This window comes from Aeromicrobium senzhongii (assembly GCF_014334735.1).
GTDB lineage: Bacteria > Actinomycetota > Actinomycetes > Propionibacteriales > Nocardioidaceae > Aeromicrobium > Aeromicrobium senzhongii.
Genome location: NZ_CP060587.1, coordinates 2,991,004 through 3,008,333, shown reverse-complemented (window position 1 = coordinate 3,008,333; position 17,330 = coordinate 2,991,004). Strand labels below are relative to the sequence as shown.

13 protein-coding genes are annotated in these 17,330 nt (G+C 67.9%); 8 read left to right on the top strand and 5 right to left on the bottom strand.

The window, feature by feature from the left end:
* Positions 1 to 2: 2 nt before the first annotated feature.
* Together H9L21_RS14690 and H9L21_RS14685 are read right to left on the bottom strand one after the other, a co-directional pair.
* Positions 3 to 971 carry a glycosyltransferase gene (locus H9L21_RS14690; protein WP_187411611.1) on the bottom strand — a complete coding sequence of 323 codons (969 nt, stop codon included), beginning with the start codon at positions 969 to 971 and terminating at the stop codon, positions 3 to 5.
* A gap of 265 nt (positions 972 to 1,236) precedes the next feature.
* Positions 1,237 to 1,950: a MerR family transcriptional regulator gene (locus tag H9L21_RS14685; RefSeq protein ID WP_255467083.1), complete on the bottom strand. Its 714-nt coding sequence runs from the start codon at positions 1,948 to 1,950 to the stop codon at positions 1,237 to 1,239.
* A 52-nt stretch (positions 1,951 to 2,002) separates the two neighbouring features.
* Between H9L21_RS14685 and H9L21_RS14680 the strand changes: the two genes are divergently transcribed.
* Positions 2,003 to 2,515, top strand: a complete 513-nt coding sequence (locus tag H9L21_RS14680) for a VanZ family protein (protein ID WP_187411610.1) — start codon at positions 2,003 to 2,005, stop codon at positions 2,513 to 2,515.
* A 107-nt stretch (positions 2,516 to 2,622) separates the two neighbouring features.
* Here the strand turns inward: H9L21_RS14680 and H9L21_RS14675 are convergent, their stop codons facing one another.
* A complete protein-coding gene (locus H9L21_RS14675; protein ID WP_187411609.1) occupies positions 2,623 to 3,636 on the bottom strand; it encodes an acyltransferase family protein in 1,014 nt (337 codons plus the stop codon).
* Between the two features lie 351 nt (positions 3,637 to 3,987).
* Between H9L21_RS14675 and H9L21_RS14670 the strand changes: the two genes are divergently transcribed.
* On the top strand, positions 3,988 to 5,202 hold the full coding sequence (locus H9L21_RS14670) for an acetyl-CoA C-acetyltransferase (protein ID WP_154597386.1): 1,215 nt from the start codon (positions 3,988 to 3,990) through the stop codon (positions 5,200 to 5,202).
* A gap of 35 nt (positions 5,203 to 5,237) precedes the next feature.
* Complete coding sequence (locus tag H9L21_RS14665) at positions 5,238 to 7,430, top strand: 3-hydroxyacyl-CoA dehydrogenase NAD-binding domain-containing protein (protein WP_154597387.1); 2,193 nt, start codon at positions 5,238 to 5,240, stop codon at positions 7,428 to 7,430.
* 70 nt (positions 7,431 to 7,500) lie between these two features.
* On the opposite strand, the gene H9L21_RS14660 is transcribed toward H9L21_RS14665, so the two are convergent.
* Entirely contained in the window at positions 7,501 to 9,009 is a 1,509-nt protein-coding gene (locus tag H9L21_RS14660; RefSeq protein ID WP_187411608.1) for a sugar transferase, read from the bottom strand.
* Between the two features lie 254 nt (positions 9,010 to 9,263).
* Here H9L21_RS14660 and H9L21_RS14655 point away from each other — a divergent pair, with 254 nt between their 5' ends.
* Both H9L21_RS14655 and H9L21_RS14650 read left to right on the top strand, forming a co-directional pair.
* Positions 9,264 to 9,788, top strand: coding sequence for an LAVTG motif-containing sortase-dependent surface protein (locus H9L21_RS14655; protein ID WP_187411607.1), 525 nt, complete (start codon positions 9,264 to 9,266; stop codon positions 9,786 to 9,788).
* Positions 9,789 to 9,875: 87 nt separating this feature from the next.
* Positions 9,876 to 11,627: a DUF4012 domain-containing protein gene (locus tag H9L21_RS14650; protein ID WP_154597390.1), complete on the top strand. Its 1,752-nt coding sequence runs from the start codon at positions 9,876 to 9,878 to the stop codon at positions 11,625 to 11,627.
* A gap of 14 nt (positions 11,628 to 11,641) precedes the next feature.
* Here H9L21_RS14650 and H9L21_RS14645 read toward each other — a convergent pair whose 3' ends face one another.
* A complete protein-coding gene (locus tag H9L21_RS14645; protein ID WP_154597391.1) occupies positions 11,642 to 12,169 on the bottom strand; it encodes an arsenate reductase/protein-tyrosine-phosphatase family protein in 528 nt (175 codons plus the stop codon).
* Positions 12,170 to 12,249: 80 nt separating this feature from the next.
* On the opposite strand from H9L21_RS14645, the gene H9L21_RS14640 reads away from it, so the two are divergent.
* The 3 genes from H9L21_RS14640 (at position 12,250) to H9L21_RS14630 (ending at position 17,203) form a co-directional block, all read left to right on the top strand.
* The gene (locus H9L21_RS14640) at positions 12,250 to 13,680 is read left to right on the top strand and encodes a tyrosine-protein kinase domain-containing protein (RefSeq protein ID WP_154597392.1); all 1,431 of its coding nucleotides are present in this window, start codon (positions 12,250 to 12,252) and stop codon (positions 13,678 to 13,680) included.
* 82 nt (positions 13,681 to 13,762) lie between these two features.
* A complete protein-coding gene (locus tag H9L21_RS14635; protein WP_154597393.1) occupies positions 13,763 to 14,629 on the top strand; it encodes an aldose 1-epimerase family protein in 867 nt (288 codons plus the stop codon).
* A 60-nt stretch (positions 14,630 to 14,689) separates the two neighbouring features.
* Entirely contained in the window at positions 14,690 to 17,203 is a 2,514-nt protein-coding gene (locus tag H9L21_RS14630; protein ID WP_154597394.1) for a helix-turn-helix transcriptional regulator, read from the top strand.
* Positions 17,204 to 17,330 lie beyond the last annotated feature (127 nt).

Sequence of the window (17,330 nt, the reverse complement as noted above, 5' to 3'; positions counted from 1 at the left end):
GTTCAGGAACGACGCGCGGCGGTCAGTTCGATTGCTTTGTTGAGCTCATTCGCGAGCGTTCGATCGGTGAACTGTCGCCTGACCTTCTCGCGGGCCGCCATGCCAACGCGACGTCGCAGCGCACTGTCAGCTGCGAGGGGACGCAGGGCTTCGGCGAGCGCTACAGGATCGCCAGGAGCCACGCGAAAGCCATCGAGGCCGTCCTCGATGATCTCTGCGGGTCCGCCCACATCAGTAGCGATCACGGGCAGACCGACGGCCATGCCTTGGATGATCACTTGCCCGAAGGGCTCTGGACGGACTGAGGTGTGTGCAAGGACGTCCTGCTCGCTGAGGAAAGAACGAATGTCACTCACCTGACCGAGAAAATCGATCCTGAAGTTCCGGTCCTGTGCGGCGCGTTGCAGCGCCTCCATGTATGCCGAACCTTCGTGAATGGCAGAACCGGCGACTTGCAGCGTTGTCGCGACGCCCTGCGCGTGGAGTAGGTCAAGGGCTTCGATCAGAACGTGAAGACCCTTCCAGTCGACGACCCGCCCCATCCAGCCCACGCGCAACGGAGTGCCCGGGTGCGAAGGGATCGGCTCTACATCCAGCAGTTGCTCAGCGCCGGACAGTGGCGAGGCGATTGCGAGGCGATGTTTCGTCCGCGTTTTTGGTGGGACGGTCGAAAGCGTCCACTGGCTATTGGCGATCAACGTGTCGAATCTCGGCAGCACAACATAGAGGACGAAAGCACGTCGGAGACGCCCCACGCTTCCTGCCGACATGTCTTGCCGGAGGTAGTAGGCCCAAGCGCATCGCTTCGGAGTGAATGAAAGCGCGATTGCTGCACGGAGACTGTTGGCTACCACCACATCGGGCTGCGCCTTCTTCAACGCATCGGCCAGATCGCGACGACGGACGACGAGTTCCTTCAGGCCTGCCGTCTCCAGATCGAGGGTCGTAACGTCCGATTCGTCGCCTGCCATTCCGTCGGCGACAGGCCCTCCTGTCAGCAAAAGAGCCGAGTTCCGAACCCGATCGGACGTCTGCCTGAGGAACCTTCGCAGTCCCAACTGGCCTCCGCCAGGCAGTCCCGAGTGGTCGACGTGAACGGCGTGCAAAACTGAATCGGCCACGTCATCTCCCAATGCTCGAACTGCTTCAACTCTCGAGATCCTACGGTGATCAAGATCGCGGTTCGGACGTGAGGCCTCTTTCACCCGGGCGTGGGCGGGCCCCCTCGAGGCAGGACTAACTGCGCCGGCGTACCGTCTCGCGCTTCTGCTCATCGACGGCCTGCTCGTATGCGGCAACGAGCGCCTGGATGGTGAGTGGCTTGAAGCGTTCGATCATCGACGTGATGATCTCGGGCGGTTGGCCCGAGGACTTGAGGTGCGGCCAGACCTGGTGGCGAAACAGTTCGGTGAGTTCGTCGGCGAGTGCCGTGCCGTGGGCCAGGATCAGCTTGCGGGCTGCGTGGGCCGCCTCGATCGGCAGTTCTGCGTCGAGGAAGCCCATGCCCACCGCGAGGTGCGCCGGCGCGAGCCGGAAGACGTCCTCGTCCGGTGTGGGCTCGATGACGCCGAGGGCGATGAGCAACTCCAAGTCGTCGTCCGAGAGTTCTCGACCTGCACGTTTCTCCAGCGCGGACCGCTCGACGGACTCGGGGAGCTCCGGCATCCAGGGGGCCAGCAGGGTCCGGTGCAGGGCGACCTGTCCGGGACTCGCGTCGGCCGGAATCTTTTCGAGGTAGCCCTCGATCGCCTGGAGGGTGAAGCCGTGGGCCTGCAGCTCGCGCACCAGCTCCAGGCGCGCGATGTGGTCGGCTCCGTAGTAGCCGTTGCGGCCCTCGCGCCGCGGCGGGGGGATGAGGCCGCGTCCGGCGTAGAAGCGGACCGTTCGCACGGACATGCCCACCCGCTCGGCGAGCTGCTCGATGCCGATCGACTCCGTGACGTCATTCACGGTGACGACACTAGTGCGAAGTCCACGCTCACTCCGCCTTAGGCTGGGACCAATGCGCGACACCCTCCGCCCCTCCGCTCCGGTGGTGGGATCCGCCGTCCTCTACGTCTTACTGGTGGCCGCGATCGGTCTGTGGCCCCGACACGTCGACGCCGGCCTGTCGATCGTCGACTGGCGGCTGACGAAGGGCATTGCCGACCTGCTGTCGGTGTCGGCGTCCGAGGTCGTCGGCTTGGCCGAGGTTGCCGCAAACGCCGTCTTCTTTGTGCCTGTCGGCATATTCCTGGCGCTCGTCTTCCCTCGTGTCTCGGTATTGGCCGCGGTGACGCTCGGCTGCCTTTTGTCCGGAGGGATCGAGCTGGCCCAGGCGCTCGGCCCCGTCGATCGGACCGCCTCCATCCTCGACGTCGTCGCTGACGCCGGCGGAGCCGTTCTCGGCTTCGCCGCGCTACGGGCCGCGACCCATGGCTCGCGCCTCGCCAAGATCGCGCTCGCGGTACTCGTGCTGGTCACACTTGGCGTGGTCAGTGTCTTGGTCTGTGGCTTGCTGATCTCGGGTTCCTGAGCGTCGACCGAGATCGCCGTGCGCCCGAGGCGTCTGTGCGTTGTGGCACCCGCGCGGGTGTTCTGATCATTCGATTCATCTGCTGTAAGGAAGACGCACGTTCAGGTTCAGGTTGTCTTCCTGATCTGGACGTCCTCGCGCGAGGAAGTAGTTTGTTCGCCTGCCGTGGGCTGATCGCGGTTCCTTTGGGTTATCGGAGGTTCGAGACGCCGCGGGAATCTGAACAGGATCGAGGGCAACCGGGAGTGTGCGTCGAAACGCGCGAGTAGACCCGCTGCAACCAACGCGGCCAAGGCCGCGGCCAGGCCCGAAATCCAAAATGATGCGACGCCCACGCGGGTCGTTGCTCCGAAGATCAGGTAGACGACGGACATGTGCGAGACGTAGTACACCAAGGAGCCTCGCCCCATGGCTTCGAGTGGCTTGAGAACTCGAGACCCGCGGTACCACTTCGATGCAGCCACGATGGCGAGGCAGAGCGAGATGGCTCCCCAGGCCCAGATGGCGGAATACCGAACTGATGCTCCCCCGGCGCTTGCGGCTGCGGCGACTGCTGCGATCGAGAGCCCGACGGGAAGAACGATAATCGCCCGCCGGGTCAGGAAAGTTTGGCGGGACGCAAGGTGTGCGCCCAACGCGAAGAAGCCGAGCAGGAAAAAGAACCGAGGCAAGCGTGCGACGTCGGGAACGACCGCGGATACGACTAGGGCGGCCCCAGCCAACAGGGAGAACGGAAGACGTACCCGATTCCAGGCCCACGCGACGGCGTAGAAGACCAGGAGGAAATGCAGGTACCAAAGGTAGGTGGGAGAAGTGATCGGAGTCTTGGCGATCGCGATGAACGAGAGTTGTGCAGTGGCGACGAGCGTGATGAGCGTCCAGACGGCGTAGGGCCAACCGATTCCGGAGAGTTTCCCGACGACGTAAGTTCGAGTGGGCTTCGACAGGGACGCGCTCAGGAGAAGGCCCGACAGGAACATCAGCATGGGCATACGGAACGGGGCGAAGAATCGATCAATCGACGCGACCGACGATGGAACAACGAGATTGAACTCCGGGGCAACGCTCGTGACGTGATGTGCGACGACGAGAAGAACGGCAGCGCCTCGTGTGGCGTCCATCCACTGCTGCCGGGCCCCCATAGAGGAACAGAGTATGTGTTTACTTACTCCACGGCCACTTGGTACACATGCACAACGTTGGCCACACGAGTTCCCCGCTTGGTGCGTTGCTCGCTCGTCTTATGCGGGACTCGGTCATCGCGTCGTGGATCCGGCACTCGCAGTGCTGGGTCCGGTGACCCTCGGCGTGCTCGTCGTCTTCGACTCTGGACTGCTGATTTATGACTCCTGAGCGGGTTCCCACGCGGGGAATCGCCCTCAGTCGACAATCACTTCAGGGGTCGGTGGCGATACTGACAGTAATGGTGTCAGAATCGACGCCAACGCTTTCTTCCGGCTGTGAGGACATCCATGACCGAGGCATTCATCTACGACGCCATCCGTACCCCTCGTGGGCGCGGCAAGAAGACCGGGTCGCTCCACGAGGTCAAGCCGATCTCGCTGGTCAACGGCCTGCTCGACGAGATGCGGGTGCGCAACCCCGATCTCGATCCCAACCAGGTCGACGACGTGATCCTGGGCGTCGTCTCGCCCGTGGGTGACCAGGGCGCCGACATCGCCCGTACTGCTGTTCTGGCCGCCGGATTCGGCGAGCAGGTCGCCGGTGTGCAGCTGAACCGCTTCTGCGCCTCGGGCCTGGAGTCGGTCAACCAGGCCGCCGCCCGCGTGAAGTCGGGCTGGGAGGACCTCATCGTCGCCGGTGGCGTCGAGTCCATGAGCCGTGTGCCCATGGGATCCGACGGCGGCGCCTGGGCGATGGACCCCAAGACGTCGCTCGACACCGGCTTCGCGCCCCAGGGCATCGGCGCCGACCTGATCGCCACGATCGAGGGTTACAGCCGCGAGGACGTCGACACGTTCGCCGCCGAGTCGCAGGCGCGCGCCGCCAAGGCGATCGCCAACGGCTACTTCGACAAGTCGATCGTTCCGGTCAAGGACCTCAGCGGCCTGACGATCCTCGATCACGACGAGTTCGTCCGCGAGGGCACCACCGTCGAGTCGCTGTCCGGCCTCAAGCCGTCCTTCGCCGACATCGGCGACCTCGGTGGCTTCGACGCCGTCGCGCTGCAGAAGTACGTGGACGTCGATCGGATCAACCACGTCCACCACGCGGGCAACAGCTCGGGCATCGTCGACGGCGCCTCGCTGGTGCTGATCGGCAACGAGCGCGCCGGTGAGCGTCACGGGCTCAAGCCCCGTGCGCGTATCGTCTCGACCGCCGTCATCGGCTCCGAGCCGACGATCATGCTGACGGGCCCCGGCCCCGCCTGCCGCAAGGCACTGGACAAGGCCGGCCTGTCGATCGAGGACATCGATCTGCTCGAGATCAACGAGGCCTTCGCCGCCGTCGCGCTCAAGCTCATGCGCGACCTCGACGACTTCCCGCACGACCGCACCAACGTCAACGGCGGCTCGATCGCGATGGGCCACCCGCTGGGTGCGACCGGCGCGATGATCCTGGGCACGCTCGTCGACGAGCTGGAGCGCCGCGAGAAGCGCTACGGCATGGCCACGCTCTGCATCGGCGGTGGCATGGGTATCGCCACCATCGTCGAGCGCATCTGATCCGACCGACCCGAACACACCACGAAGGAATACGCATGACCACGACTGACGCGGTGCGCTACGAGGTCGAGAACGGCATCGTCACCTTGACGATGGACGATCCGGACCAGAGCGCCAACACGATGAACGAGACCTACCGCGCCTCCATGGAGGCCGCGGTCGACCGTCTCGCCCGCGAGATCGCCGACGACGGTGACTCGATCAAGGGTGTCGTCATCACCAGCGCGAAGAAGACCTTCTTCGCAGGTGGCGACCTCAAGCTCATGACCCAGGCCACGCCGGACGACGCCCAGTCGCTGTTCGACAACGTCGAGTCGATCAAGGCCACGCTGCGCAAGCTCGAGAAGATCGGCAAGCCCGTCGTCGCGGCCATCAACGGCGCCGCGCTCGGTGGCGGCCTCGAGATCGCCCTGGCGTGCCACCACCGCATCGCGGCAGAGGGTCGCTACGAGATCGGCCTGCCCGAGGTGTCGCTGGGCCTGCTGCCCGGTGGCGGCGGCGTCACGCGCACCGTGCGCATGTTCGGCATCCAGGACGCGCTGATGAACGTCCTGCTGCAGGGCCAGCGCAACAAGCCCGAGAAGGCGCTCAAGATCGGCCTGATCGACGAGATCGTGCCGGCGGGCGAGCTGATCGTCGCGGCGCGTGCGTGGATCGAGTCCAACGCGGGCAACGAGGAAGCGGCCTCGCAGCCGTGGGACCGCCCCGGCTACAAGATCCCCGGCGGCACGCCCAGCAACCCCAAGCTGGCGGCCTTCCTGCCCAGCTTCCCGGCCAACCTGAAGAAGCAGCTCAAGGGTGCGCCGTACATCGCGCCGCGCCACATCATGAGCGCTGCGGTCGAGGGTGCCCAAGTCGACTTCGACACCGCCAGCCGGATCGAGTCGCGCTACCTGGTCAACCTGCTGATCGGTCAGCAGTTCAAGAACATGACGCAGGCGTTCTTCTTCGACCTCGGCGCGATCAACGCCGGTGGCTCCCGTCCCACGGGTGTCCCCGAGCGTAAGGCCGAGAAGCTGGCCGTGCTGGGCGCCGGCATGATGGGCGCGGGCATCGCCTACGAGGCGGCGCGTGCGGGCATCGAGGTCGTCCTGAAGGACATCAGCATCGAGGCTGCCGAGAAGGGCAAGAGCTACTCGGACAAGCTGCTGACCAAGCAGGTCGAGCGCGGTCGTCTGACGCAGGAGAAGAAGGACGAGATCCTCGGCCGCATCCAGCCCACGGCCGACTACGCCGACCTGGCCGGCTGCGACTTCGTCGTCGAGGCCGTCTTCGAGTCGGTCGAGCTGAAGCACAGCGTCTTCGGTGAGCTCGAGCCCATCGTCAACGGCGATGCCCTGCTCGGCTCGAACACGTCGACGCTGCCGATCACCACGTTGGCCGAGGGCGTCCAGCGTCCCGAGGACTTCATCGGCATCCACTTCTTCAGCCCGGTCGACAAGATGCAGCTCGTCGAGATCATCGTGGGTGAGAAGACGTCGGACGAGGCCCTGGCCCGTGCGATCGACTTCACGAAGCAGATCCGCAAGATCCCGATCGTCGTCAACGACAGCCGCGGCTTCTTCACCTCGCGCGTGTTCGGCACGCTCGTGATGGAGGGCGTCGAGATGCTGGCCGAGGGCGTCGACCCGATCCGCATCGAGCGCGCCTCGCAGCTGGCCGGGTTCCCGGGCCAGCCGCTGGCGATGTCCGACGAGGTCTCGCTGACGCTGCAGCAGAAGATCGAGGGCGAGGCCCGCAAGGCCGCCGCCGCCGAGGGCAAGGAACTGCCGGTCACCCCCGCGATGGAGGTCGTCAACAAGATGGTCGAGCTCGGTCGCCCGGGCAAGGCCGCCGGCGCCGGCTTCTACGAGTACCCCGAGGGCGGCAAGAAGTTCCTGTGGCCCGAGTTGTGGGACCTCTTCGTCAAGGAGGACGCCGACGTCCCGCTCGAGGACATCAAGGAGCGGCTGACGTTCATCATGGCTCTCGAGACGATCCGCTGCTTCGAGGAGGGCGTCATCCGTCAGGTGGCCGACGCCAACATCGGCTCCATCTTCGGCATCGGCTTCCCGCCGGTCCACGGTGGCGCGCTGCAGTACGTCAACGGCTACGAGTCCGCCGCCGGCGAGATCGGCGTCAAGGCGTTCACCGAGCGTGCGCAGCAGCTGGCCGAGAAGTACGGCGAGCGCTTCAGCCCGCCGGCCCTGCTGATCGAGAAGGCCGAGAAGGGCGAGAAGTTCGCCTGATCCGCACCCAGCAACGACGAAGCCCCGGTCCATCGGACCGGGGCTTCGTCTTGTGTCTGTCCGGTGACCCTCAGACAGCGCCGTCCTTGGCCAGCACGGCCTTCAGGGTGCGCGCCAGGATCTGCAGATCGCCCATCAGCGACCAGTTCTCGACGTAGTGCATGTCCAGCTGGATCGCCTCCTCCCACGTGAGGTTGGAGCGACCCGACACCTGCCACAGGCCCGTCATGCCGGGGCGTACCCGCAGCCGCCGCCAGTCGCTGTGGCGGTACAGGGCGACCTCGCCCTCGCGTTGCGGGCGAGGCCCGACGAGGCTCATCTCGCCGCGCAGCACGTTGATCAGCTGGGGCAGCTCGTCGATCGAGTACCGGCGGATGATCTGGCCGATCTTCGTGATGCGCGGGTCGTCCTCGACCTTGAACAACGGGGCGTCGGCGGTGCCCTGGGCCTCCAGCAGTTCGCGCAGTTCGGCGTCGGCGTTCTCGCGCATCGAGCGGAACTTGATCATGGGGAACGGGTCGCCGTTGCGGCCGACCCGCTCCTGCCGGTAGAAGATCGGGCCGGGGCTGGTCAGTTTCACGCAGAGCGCGGTGACGAGGAAGACGGGTGAGGCCAGCAGCAGGATCACGGCAGCGCCGATCCGGTCGAAGACCAGCTTGGGCCAGTTCCCCGCCTCGGCGTACTGCGGCTTCTTCACGTGGACGAACGGCATGCCGGCGACAGTCCTCATGCTGATCCGCGAACCGGCGACGGCGACCAGGTTGGGCGAGAGCATCAGGTCGATGCCGGCTGCCTCGAGATCCCACGTCAGGTCCCGGAGTCCGTGGTGCCCCAGCTCGTCGGTGGAGGAGACCACCACCATGTCGGCGGCCGCCAGCTTCAGCGCCGACTGCAGCGACTCAGCCCCGCTGATGGCGGGGATGAACCGCTCGCCGATCCGGAGTCCTTCGAGTCCAGCGTGACCGCCGGGACGCCACACGCCCGTGACATCGAGGCCGGCATGCGCATGCCGCGTGAACCAGCCCGCGATCTCGTTCGCCGACTCGGGAAGTCCGACGACGAGGACACGCTTGACGTTCTGGCCCCTGCTGAACTGGCGCTCGCGCACCTTCCGCCAGGTGCGGCGCGAGAAGAGCAGCCCGACCAGCCCGAGGGGGAACGCGACGGCGAGGTATCCACGCGAAAGGTTGAGCTCCAGCAGCAGGGCGATGATCGCGAGGACGCCGAACGTGGTGACCGTGACCCGCACGATCCGCTGGTACTCGTCGCTGGAGCCCAGCACGTTGCGGCTCCGGGTCGCGCCCAGGCGCAGGCCGAACCACCACACGAACGCCAGCAGGACGCCGAACTTGGTGTAGCCGATGCCGAACTGCGGCTCGATGGTGTCGGCGTCGGTGCCCAGCCAGAGGTACTCGGAGGCCACGACGGCGGTCACCAGGATGACGAAGTCGGCGATCGCGATCCGTTGGACGTGTCTTCGGTGGGCAGCGCCGACGGCGCCGACCCGATGTGGACGATGTGGTGCCGTGCCCCCGAGGTCGTCGGCGGTGGAGGGGTCTCTTCCGCTGTCGACTGTCACCTTGGTGACGATAAACCGTGCCAGGGTGCTCTTGACAAGTCTCAGGAGCAGTGTCCGGCAGATGATACGGGTGGGACCAATTGTTACAAGGGGGAAACCTGAGAAGTGTGATGTGAGTCACTCTGTTCGACAGAGCCGCCCATCTCTGGTTGCATGGTACTCATCCCGCACCATTACTTTTATCGAGGGGAACCAGTTAGATGGTCCTGAAAATGCTACGCCCGTTCACTCTTCTGATCGGATTCGGGGCCCTGATGGTTCTCGCCCTGGCCGGTCCCGCATCCTCCGAGGGCTATGGCGATCCCGCCATCGTCCAGGACGGTGCCGCCGAGGTCGCCGAGCCCGGCGCCCCCTTCACCGTCAGCTTCTCGTCGAACGTCGAGTGCGCCTGGTCCTCCAGCTTCAACGGCCAGGCCGGCGCCACCGAGGTCGGCTTCGACTACAGCGCCACGTTCACCGCGCCCACCGAGCCGGGCACGTACGAGGGTACGGTCGTGTGCCGCTTCTCCAACGCCGGCCCGTTCCGTCCGGTCGCCTACAGCGCCGACGCCACGTACGCCGCCGGTCGCGACCAGGTGAGCACCCAGACCTTCACCGTGGTCGTTGACGGCGATGCTGCCAACGGCGGTGACGACGACACCGCGGGTGCGGGCGACAACAACAACGAGGGCGCCCTGGCCGACACCGGTGGATCCAACTGGCAGCTGCTCGCCGTCGGCGCCGGCCTGTTGGTCGTCGGTGGCGGAGTCGCCGTGGCCGCTCGACGTCGCAAGTCCTGAACACTCATCACCGCCGGCTGACCAGTCGGCACTCCTAGGATGGCCGCCATGTTCTCTCGGATCACATGGCGGTCTCCTGCTGTCTGGGTGACCACCGGATTCGTGCTGGCCGTCGTGGCCTTCGCGCTGGTGCCGTTCGGGCTGGAGGCGCGCACCGTGGCCTCCAGCCTGCTGCGGGCCCAGGATGAAGCCACGCGCGTCAAGGATCAGCTGGCGGCCGGCGACGCCGACGGGGCTCGCGCCTCATTGGCTCGCCTGCAGTCCAACAGCGCCGAGGCGCACCGGCTCAGCCGGGGCGGCATGTGGGATGCCACCGCGAAGATCCCGTGGCTCGGCCGCAACGTCGAGGCGGTCCAGATCACCTCGGCGTCGATCGACGACATCGCCGCCCGCGGGCTGCCGCCCGTCGTCGAGGCCGGATCAGCGCTCTCGGCCGACAGCTTCAAGCCGCGTGACGGCAAGATCGACGTCAAGGCCCTGGCCGCTCTGGCCCCGGCCGTGGCCTCGGCCAGCGGCGTGTTGGAGCAGAACGCCGACCGGATCGGTGCGATCGAGGCCGAGGGTCTCGTCGGTCCGCTGGTGCGTCCCGTGCTGGACCTGCAGCGTCAGATCGACGAGGCCGACCGCGCCGCCGACGCCGCCAGCCGCGTGATGGCCCTCGCGCCTGCCTCGCTCGGCGCCGACGGTGAACAAAACTACCTGCTGGTGTTCCAGACCAACGCCGAGATCCGCTCCACTGGTGGCATGGGTGGCGTGTTCGTGCTGCTCAGCACCGAGGACGGCAAGCTGACGCTCAGCGCACAGTCGAGCTCCGACGAGCTCAACTTCGGAACCGATGGCTCGCGCCTGGCCGACGCCGAACTCAGTGACGACGAGGAGCAGGCGTTCGGCACGATCATGGGACGCGACGTCCGCTCGTCCAACATCAGCCCCGACTACCCGCGCGTCGCCCAGATCTGGGCCGACCGCGCCGAGGCGGCCTACGGGGTCGATGTCGATGTCGATGGGGTGATCAGCCTCGATGCAGTGGCCATGTCCTACGTGCTCCGCGGCGTCGGGTCGGTCGACGTCGGCAAGGGGGCCAAGCTCACCGCGGACAACGCGATTGACCGCCTGCTGAACGGGGTGTACCTCGAGTACGAGGACTCGGCCGATCAGAACGACTACTTCGAGGCGGCCACCGGCCGCACCTTCGAGGCCGTGATGAACGGCCGCGGCGACTGGACGCAGGTCGTCTCCTCGCTGTCCTCCGCCGTCAAGGAGCGGCGCCTGCAGGTGTGGTTCCGCGACAAGGACCGCCAGAAGGTCATCGCTTCGACGGCCGTGGCCGGCCGCGTCGCCCAGCCGGACGAGACGCCGCACGTCGGTCTCTACATCACCGATTCGGCCCAGTCGAAGATGCAGTACTACCTGCGTTACGACACCCGGGTGAAGGCCACGACCTGCTCGGCCGACCGCCGCCAGACCATCTCTGTCACGACGTCGTTCCGCAACCAGTTCAGCGGCAACCCGAAGAAGGCGCCTTGGTACATCGTCGGTCGCGGCAACCGCACCGAGAAGGGCAACCAGCTGCTGACCTACCGGCTGCTGACGCCCAAGGGTGGCAAGGTCACCGGCTTCACGATCGACGGCGCCGAGCAGTACCTCGCGTCCAGCAAGGTCACCTACAAGGATCGGGCCGTCCAGTACGGCACCCTGACGGTGCCGCCCGGGGACGAGATCTCGGTGACGTGGCAGGTCCAGACAGCGCCGGGCGCCGTCGCGGACGCCCGCTACTTCGAGACGCCGGGCATCGACACGTCCAGCAACGACGTCCGAGTGCCGAGCGCATGCCGGTAGCGCGAGGCGCGTCCTCAGCCCTCGAGGCGGCCGAGGACCTCCGCGATCGTCCGGACCGCGGTCTCGATGCGTGCGGCGACCTCGGCATGGACCTCGGTCGGCTGTCCGATCGGGTCGATCAGGTCGACGTCGCGCGGGCCGCGCGAGCGCTCGGTTGCCGCTGCGGCGACCAGGCCGGCGAAGTCCGTCGCCTCGACCTGCGTGCACAGCGCGGCGAACTCGACCAGCGTGAAGGTGCGCCGCAGGGCGCGCGGATCCAGGTCGAGCACATCGGCCCGATGCGCCCGCGTGGCGGTCAGCACCAGATCGGCCGCCGTGACCAGGTCGCGCTTCAGCTGGCGCGCGGTCCGCTCGGGCACGGGCACGTTCCGGGCGCGCAGCTGCGCGGCCGACTCGGGATCGATGGGCGTGCCGCGCGGCGCCATGACGCCGGCACTGGCCACCTCGAACCGCGTCGGGTCCAGGAGCTGTGCCAACATCGCTTCCATCACCGGGGACCGACAGACGTTCGCGGTGCAGACGACCAAGATCCCGTGACTCACGGGCAGGAGCCTACTGCCGGAGACCCCCGGCCGCGGCCGTTGCCCGGACTCGCCCCTCACTTCCCCCTTCGGAGGCACCCATGGAGTTGAAGGACTACCTGCGCATCGCACGGGATCGGTGGCTGTTGATCGCCTTCGTGTGCTTGCTCGTCGTCCTGGCGTCCGGCATGTACACGCTCTCGGTCACGCCGCAGTACCAGTCGACCGCTCGCCTGTTCGTCAAGACGCCGCAGAGCTCCGAGAGTGGTGAGCTGGCCCAGGGCGGTCAGTTCAGCCAGCAGCGGGTGAAGTCCTACGCCACGCTCATCAAGGGTGAGGAGGTGGCCAGCCGCGTCATCGAGAAGCTGGGCATCGACGAGACGCCCCAGCAGTTGATGGCACGCACCGAGACCGGCGTCGAGTTGGACACCGTCGTGCTCTCCGTGTCGGTCACCGACCCTTCGCCCGAGCGCGCCCAGCAGCTGACGCAGACCGTCGCCGAGGCGTTCGTCGGCTACGTGCGCGAGCTCGAGACCCCTGACGGCCAGAGCGAGGCGCCGGTCAAGGCCTCGATCGTGGACCGCGCGACGGTGGCGGACTCGCCCGTGTCGCCGCAGCCGGTGCGCAACCTCGGCCTCGGCCTGGTGCTGGGCCTGTTGCTCGGCTTCGGCCTGGCCGTCGCCCGCGAGATGATGGACAACCGCATCACCTCGCAGGAGGACATCAGCAAGGTGTCGGGCCGCGAGGTCCCGGTGCTGGGCAACATCCACTTCAACCGCGACGCCATCAAGAACCCGCTGGTGCGCGACCTGCCCGGGTACGACCCGCGGGTCGAGGCGTTCCGCGTGCTGCGCACGAACCTGCAGTTCATCGACGCCGGCGCCAGCCACAAGTGCTACGTCGTCACCAGCTCGGTGCCGTCGGAGGGCAAGTCCACGACGGCGGCGAACCTCGCGCAGATCCTGGCCAAGAGCGGTCAGCGTGTACTGCTCGTCGAGGCCGACCTGCGCCGACCCAAGCTGGCCGAGTACCTCCAACTGGAGGGCAGCGTCGGCATCACCACGATCCTGCTCGGCCGCGTCGAGCCGCACGAGGCCATCCAGCAGGTCGGCGACTCGCTCGACGTCCTGCCCTCGGGCCGGATCCCCCCGAACCCGGCCGAGCTGCTGGAGTCGCCGGAGATGATCAAGCTGCTGCACCGTCTGCGCCAGGAGTACGACCTCGTCCTGGTCGACGCTCCGCCGCTGCTGCCTGTCACGGACGCCGCTCCGCTGGCTGCGGCCACCGACGGCGCGATCATGGTGATCAAGCACGGGTCCACGACGACCGACCAGTACGCCGCCGCGCTCGAGCGCCTCAACAGCGTCGACGCTCGCCTGTGCGGCACGGTCGTCACGATGTCGCCCCAGCCCAAGAAGCGCGGGTCGGGCTCGGCCTACGGGTACGGCTACGGCTACGGCTACGGCTACGGACCCGAGTCGGCCAAGCGTGTCGCTCCCAAGCGCTCGCTGTTCGGCCGCGCGAAGAAGTGAACGTGACATTCTGCGTGTGACATTGAAGACCAAGCCCCTGTTCGCCGTGCGGACAGAGGCTTCGTCTGACTACGGTCAGGGCATGGGTTCGTCCATCGTCATCCGTGGGGAGAAGATCGCCGTGGCGATCTCGCCCGACGGCGCCGAGCCGGTCTCGATGCGTGACGAGGACGACCACGAGTACCTGTGGTCCGGGGACGACCCGTGGCACCGCCACGCGCCGATCCTGTTCCCCGTGATCTGCCGGGTCCCCGACGACCGCATCCGCGTCGGCGACGAGACGTTCCCCATGCCGCAGCACGGCTTCGCGCGCGACCGGCGCTGGACGGTCGTCGACAGCGCGAACGACCGGGTCTCGCTCGTGCTCGTCTCCGACGAGGAGACGCGGAAGCACTTCCCCTTCGACTTCGCCCTGGCCGCGACGTACGTGACCGAGGGCCGCACCCTCACCACCCACTACACGGTCGAGAACCGCGGCGACGAGCCGATGCCGTTCGCGCTGGGCTCGCACCCGGCCTTCGTGTGGCCACTCGAGGACGGGCAGCCGCGGTCGATGCACCAGATCCGCTTCGACGAGCCCGAGACGGCGCCGATGCGTCGGGTCGTCGACAACCTGCTGACGCCCGAGCGCTTCGACAACCCGGCGTGGGAACGCGTCGTGACGCTCAACGACTCCTGGTTCACCGACGGCGCCGTGATCCTGCCCGAGGTTGCCAGCAAGAGCCTGACCTACTCCTCACCCCAGGGCCGCGTGGTGCGCCTGTCGTGGGAGGGCTTCACCGGCATCACCCTCTGGTCCGTCCCAGGTGCGCGCTTCGTGTGCGTCGAGCCGTGGCGCGGCCAGCCGGCACCGGTCGACTTCGTCGGCCAGTTCGCCGGCAAGCCGGGCAACGTCGTCCTGCCGCCGGGCGGACGCGAGACCCTCTCCTACTGCGTCGAACTCCTCTGACCAGCGCCCCGGGGCGTGGGGGACAATGGAGGTTGACCCCCGGAACAGAGGAGATGCGGCGTGGCCGAGCTGGTGCGCCCACGCCTGATGGCACGCCTGGACACGGGCCTGCCGCTCGTCGTCGTCGAGGCACTGCCCGGATCGGGAAAGCGCACCCTGCTCCGCCAGTGGGCTGCCGACGCGAGCGCCGCTGAGGAGCGCCTGCTGGTTGACGCCGGAGGACACGAGCTCGACGCGGCCGGCGTCACGACCGCGCTGCTCGCCGCGTTGGACGCGCGGGGCGTGCCGATCGATGCGCGCGATGCGGCGACTCGCCCGGAGCGTGCCGCGGAGTCCGCACTGCGCGCCCTGGGGGAGGCGAGGATCGCGCTCGTCGGCGTCGACCGGGTCGAGCCGACGATCCTGCGTGACCTCGTCACACGGTGGTCCCATGACGCAGGCGTCCGCACCGTCGTGGCCACGCAGGACGCGACCGATCTGATCGCGTTGCTCACCGAGAGCGCGATCGCGCACCGGCTCGTCACCGACGCGGAACTGCGCCTGCAACGCAGTGAGCTCGCCGACTACCTGAGGTCGGCCCTGCCCGAGATCACGGAGCCTGCCGTCGATCGGGTGATGGAGCTGACGGCCGGGACGGTGGGGCTCGTAGCCACGCTCGTGCGCAGCTGCCCCGGCGACGTCCTGGCCTCGACCCTCACGTGGGACGAGGTGGTCCCCGCGACGTGGGCGCTCTCCCCTCGGGCCACGGGCCCGTTCGAGCAGTTCCTCTCGGCGGCGATCCTGGTGCCGCGATTCCCGCTCAGCGCGCTGTCCGAACTGGTCGCCGTCCACGACGACCAGCGTCAGGTGGAGCGTGCCGTCGAACTGGGCCTGGCCCACCTGGCGATCTCCGGCCGCTCCCGGGCGCCGATGTTCACCTGGCGGCCCCTCGTGCGCGAGCACCTGCTGAGGATCCAGGACCGCTCGTCCGAGGACATCGCCCGTGAGCACGTGCGCATCGCCGGGATCGCGCGCCGGCACGGCGACCACGAGCAGGAGGTGCTCTCGCTCGTGTCGGCCGGTGACCTGCCCGGCGCCGCACGCGCAGCGCGAGCGCGCATGTGGGAGCTGATGAGCACCGAGCACCTGTCCTCGTGGGCGCCGCTGCTCGAACTGCCGGTGGCCTCGCTCATGGACTTCCCGTCGCTCGCCTGCCTGCGCATGGTCCTGCGATCCCGGCTGGGGCACCGCCTGGGTCGCAGCACGGTGATGCGTGAGCTGGGGCGCCGGACGCCCCCGTCGGGAAGCGTGCCGCCGGCCGACCGCTTCCACCACCGGGCGATGGCGGTCTACACCGCCGTCCGGCTCGGCGAGGTCGAGCTGGCCCACGGGGCGATCCAGGAACTGGGCGGCTTCGCCGAGTTGTTGCCCGACCTGAGCATGGACGCCGGCTCGGTCTCGGACCTGCTGCTGTCGGTCGAGGCACTGGTCCGGATGGACCGGATCGACCTGGCCGCATCGGCCGCCCGGTACGCGATCCGGGCGCTCGAGCTGGACGCAGTCCGGCTGACCGATCCGGACGGGCGTCGCCGCGACCACGCGGAGCTCGTGCTGGAGATGTGCGCTCGGCACGTGGGTGACCTGGAGGTGCTGGCCCGAGGCCCGGCGCCGAGCCTTCCGGTGGACCCGTGGCGCGAGCTGGACGTGGTCGCCGATGCGGTGCTGCGGGGGTGGGAGGCACTGGACGCCACGGACCCCGATCGTGCCGTTCGGCTGACGGGCGCGGCGATGGAGAAGGTCGACCCGGTGGAGTGGCCGTTGCTGCTGGTGGCGCATGCGCTCTCGGCCGCCGGGGCCGGCCGCCTCGACGAGCTGGACCGGGTGTGGGTCAGGTACCTGAGGGGCCGACGCTGGCGCTCGCGGCACCTCACGCCGACGAGGACGGGCGTGGCTGCCCGCCAGCTGGACGCGTTGTGCGTCCGTGTCCTGAACGTCTGGCCGCCCGGCGGTGAGAAGGACACCTTGTCGGCGGCACTCGATGCTCAGACAGGACCATCGGCTCTGGAGTCGGCCGGTCGGCCCTTGCCGCTGAACGAGCAGTTGACCAACGACGACCCGTTCCTGGACCTCGACGCCCTCGACCCGCGGTCGCAGGAGATGGCGCTGATGCTCGAGACGACCCGCGCCGTGCGCGCCGGTGAGCCGGAGCGTGCTCTGGCGGCGTTGGGGCGGGCGACCGAGTGCGCCCCCGGGTCGGGCCTCGTCCGGGTCCTGCTCGGCACGGCGGCGCCGGCCGACCTGACGCGACTGCGCGAGTACGTCGCGGCGGGAACGGGTCAGGACGCGCAGCGGCTGTCCGACCTGCTGGCCGGAACGGTCGAGATCGGCCGCTCACGCGAGAGGGCGCCGCATCTGTCCGAGCGCGAGCGTGAGGTGCTGGCGCTCGTGCGCGCGGGGCGCACGAACAAGGAGATCGCCGAGCACCTCTTCCTCTCGGTGAACACGGTCAAGTTCCACCGCGCCAACCTCTACCGCAAGTTCGGCGTGGACACCCGCGACCGCCTCGTGGCGGCCATTCACCGACTGGGGATGTGACCCCCTTCACGGCAGGGGTGGGGAGGCGGGGTGGTTTCCCGTTCTTACCGGCCGATCGGGCCGTGTTCCTGCCTAGGTTCGACTCGACCGCCACAACGCCGTGGCGGTCTTGTGACGTTGGAGGAGC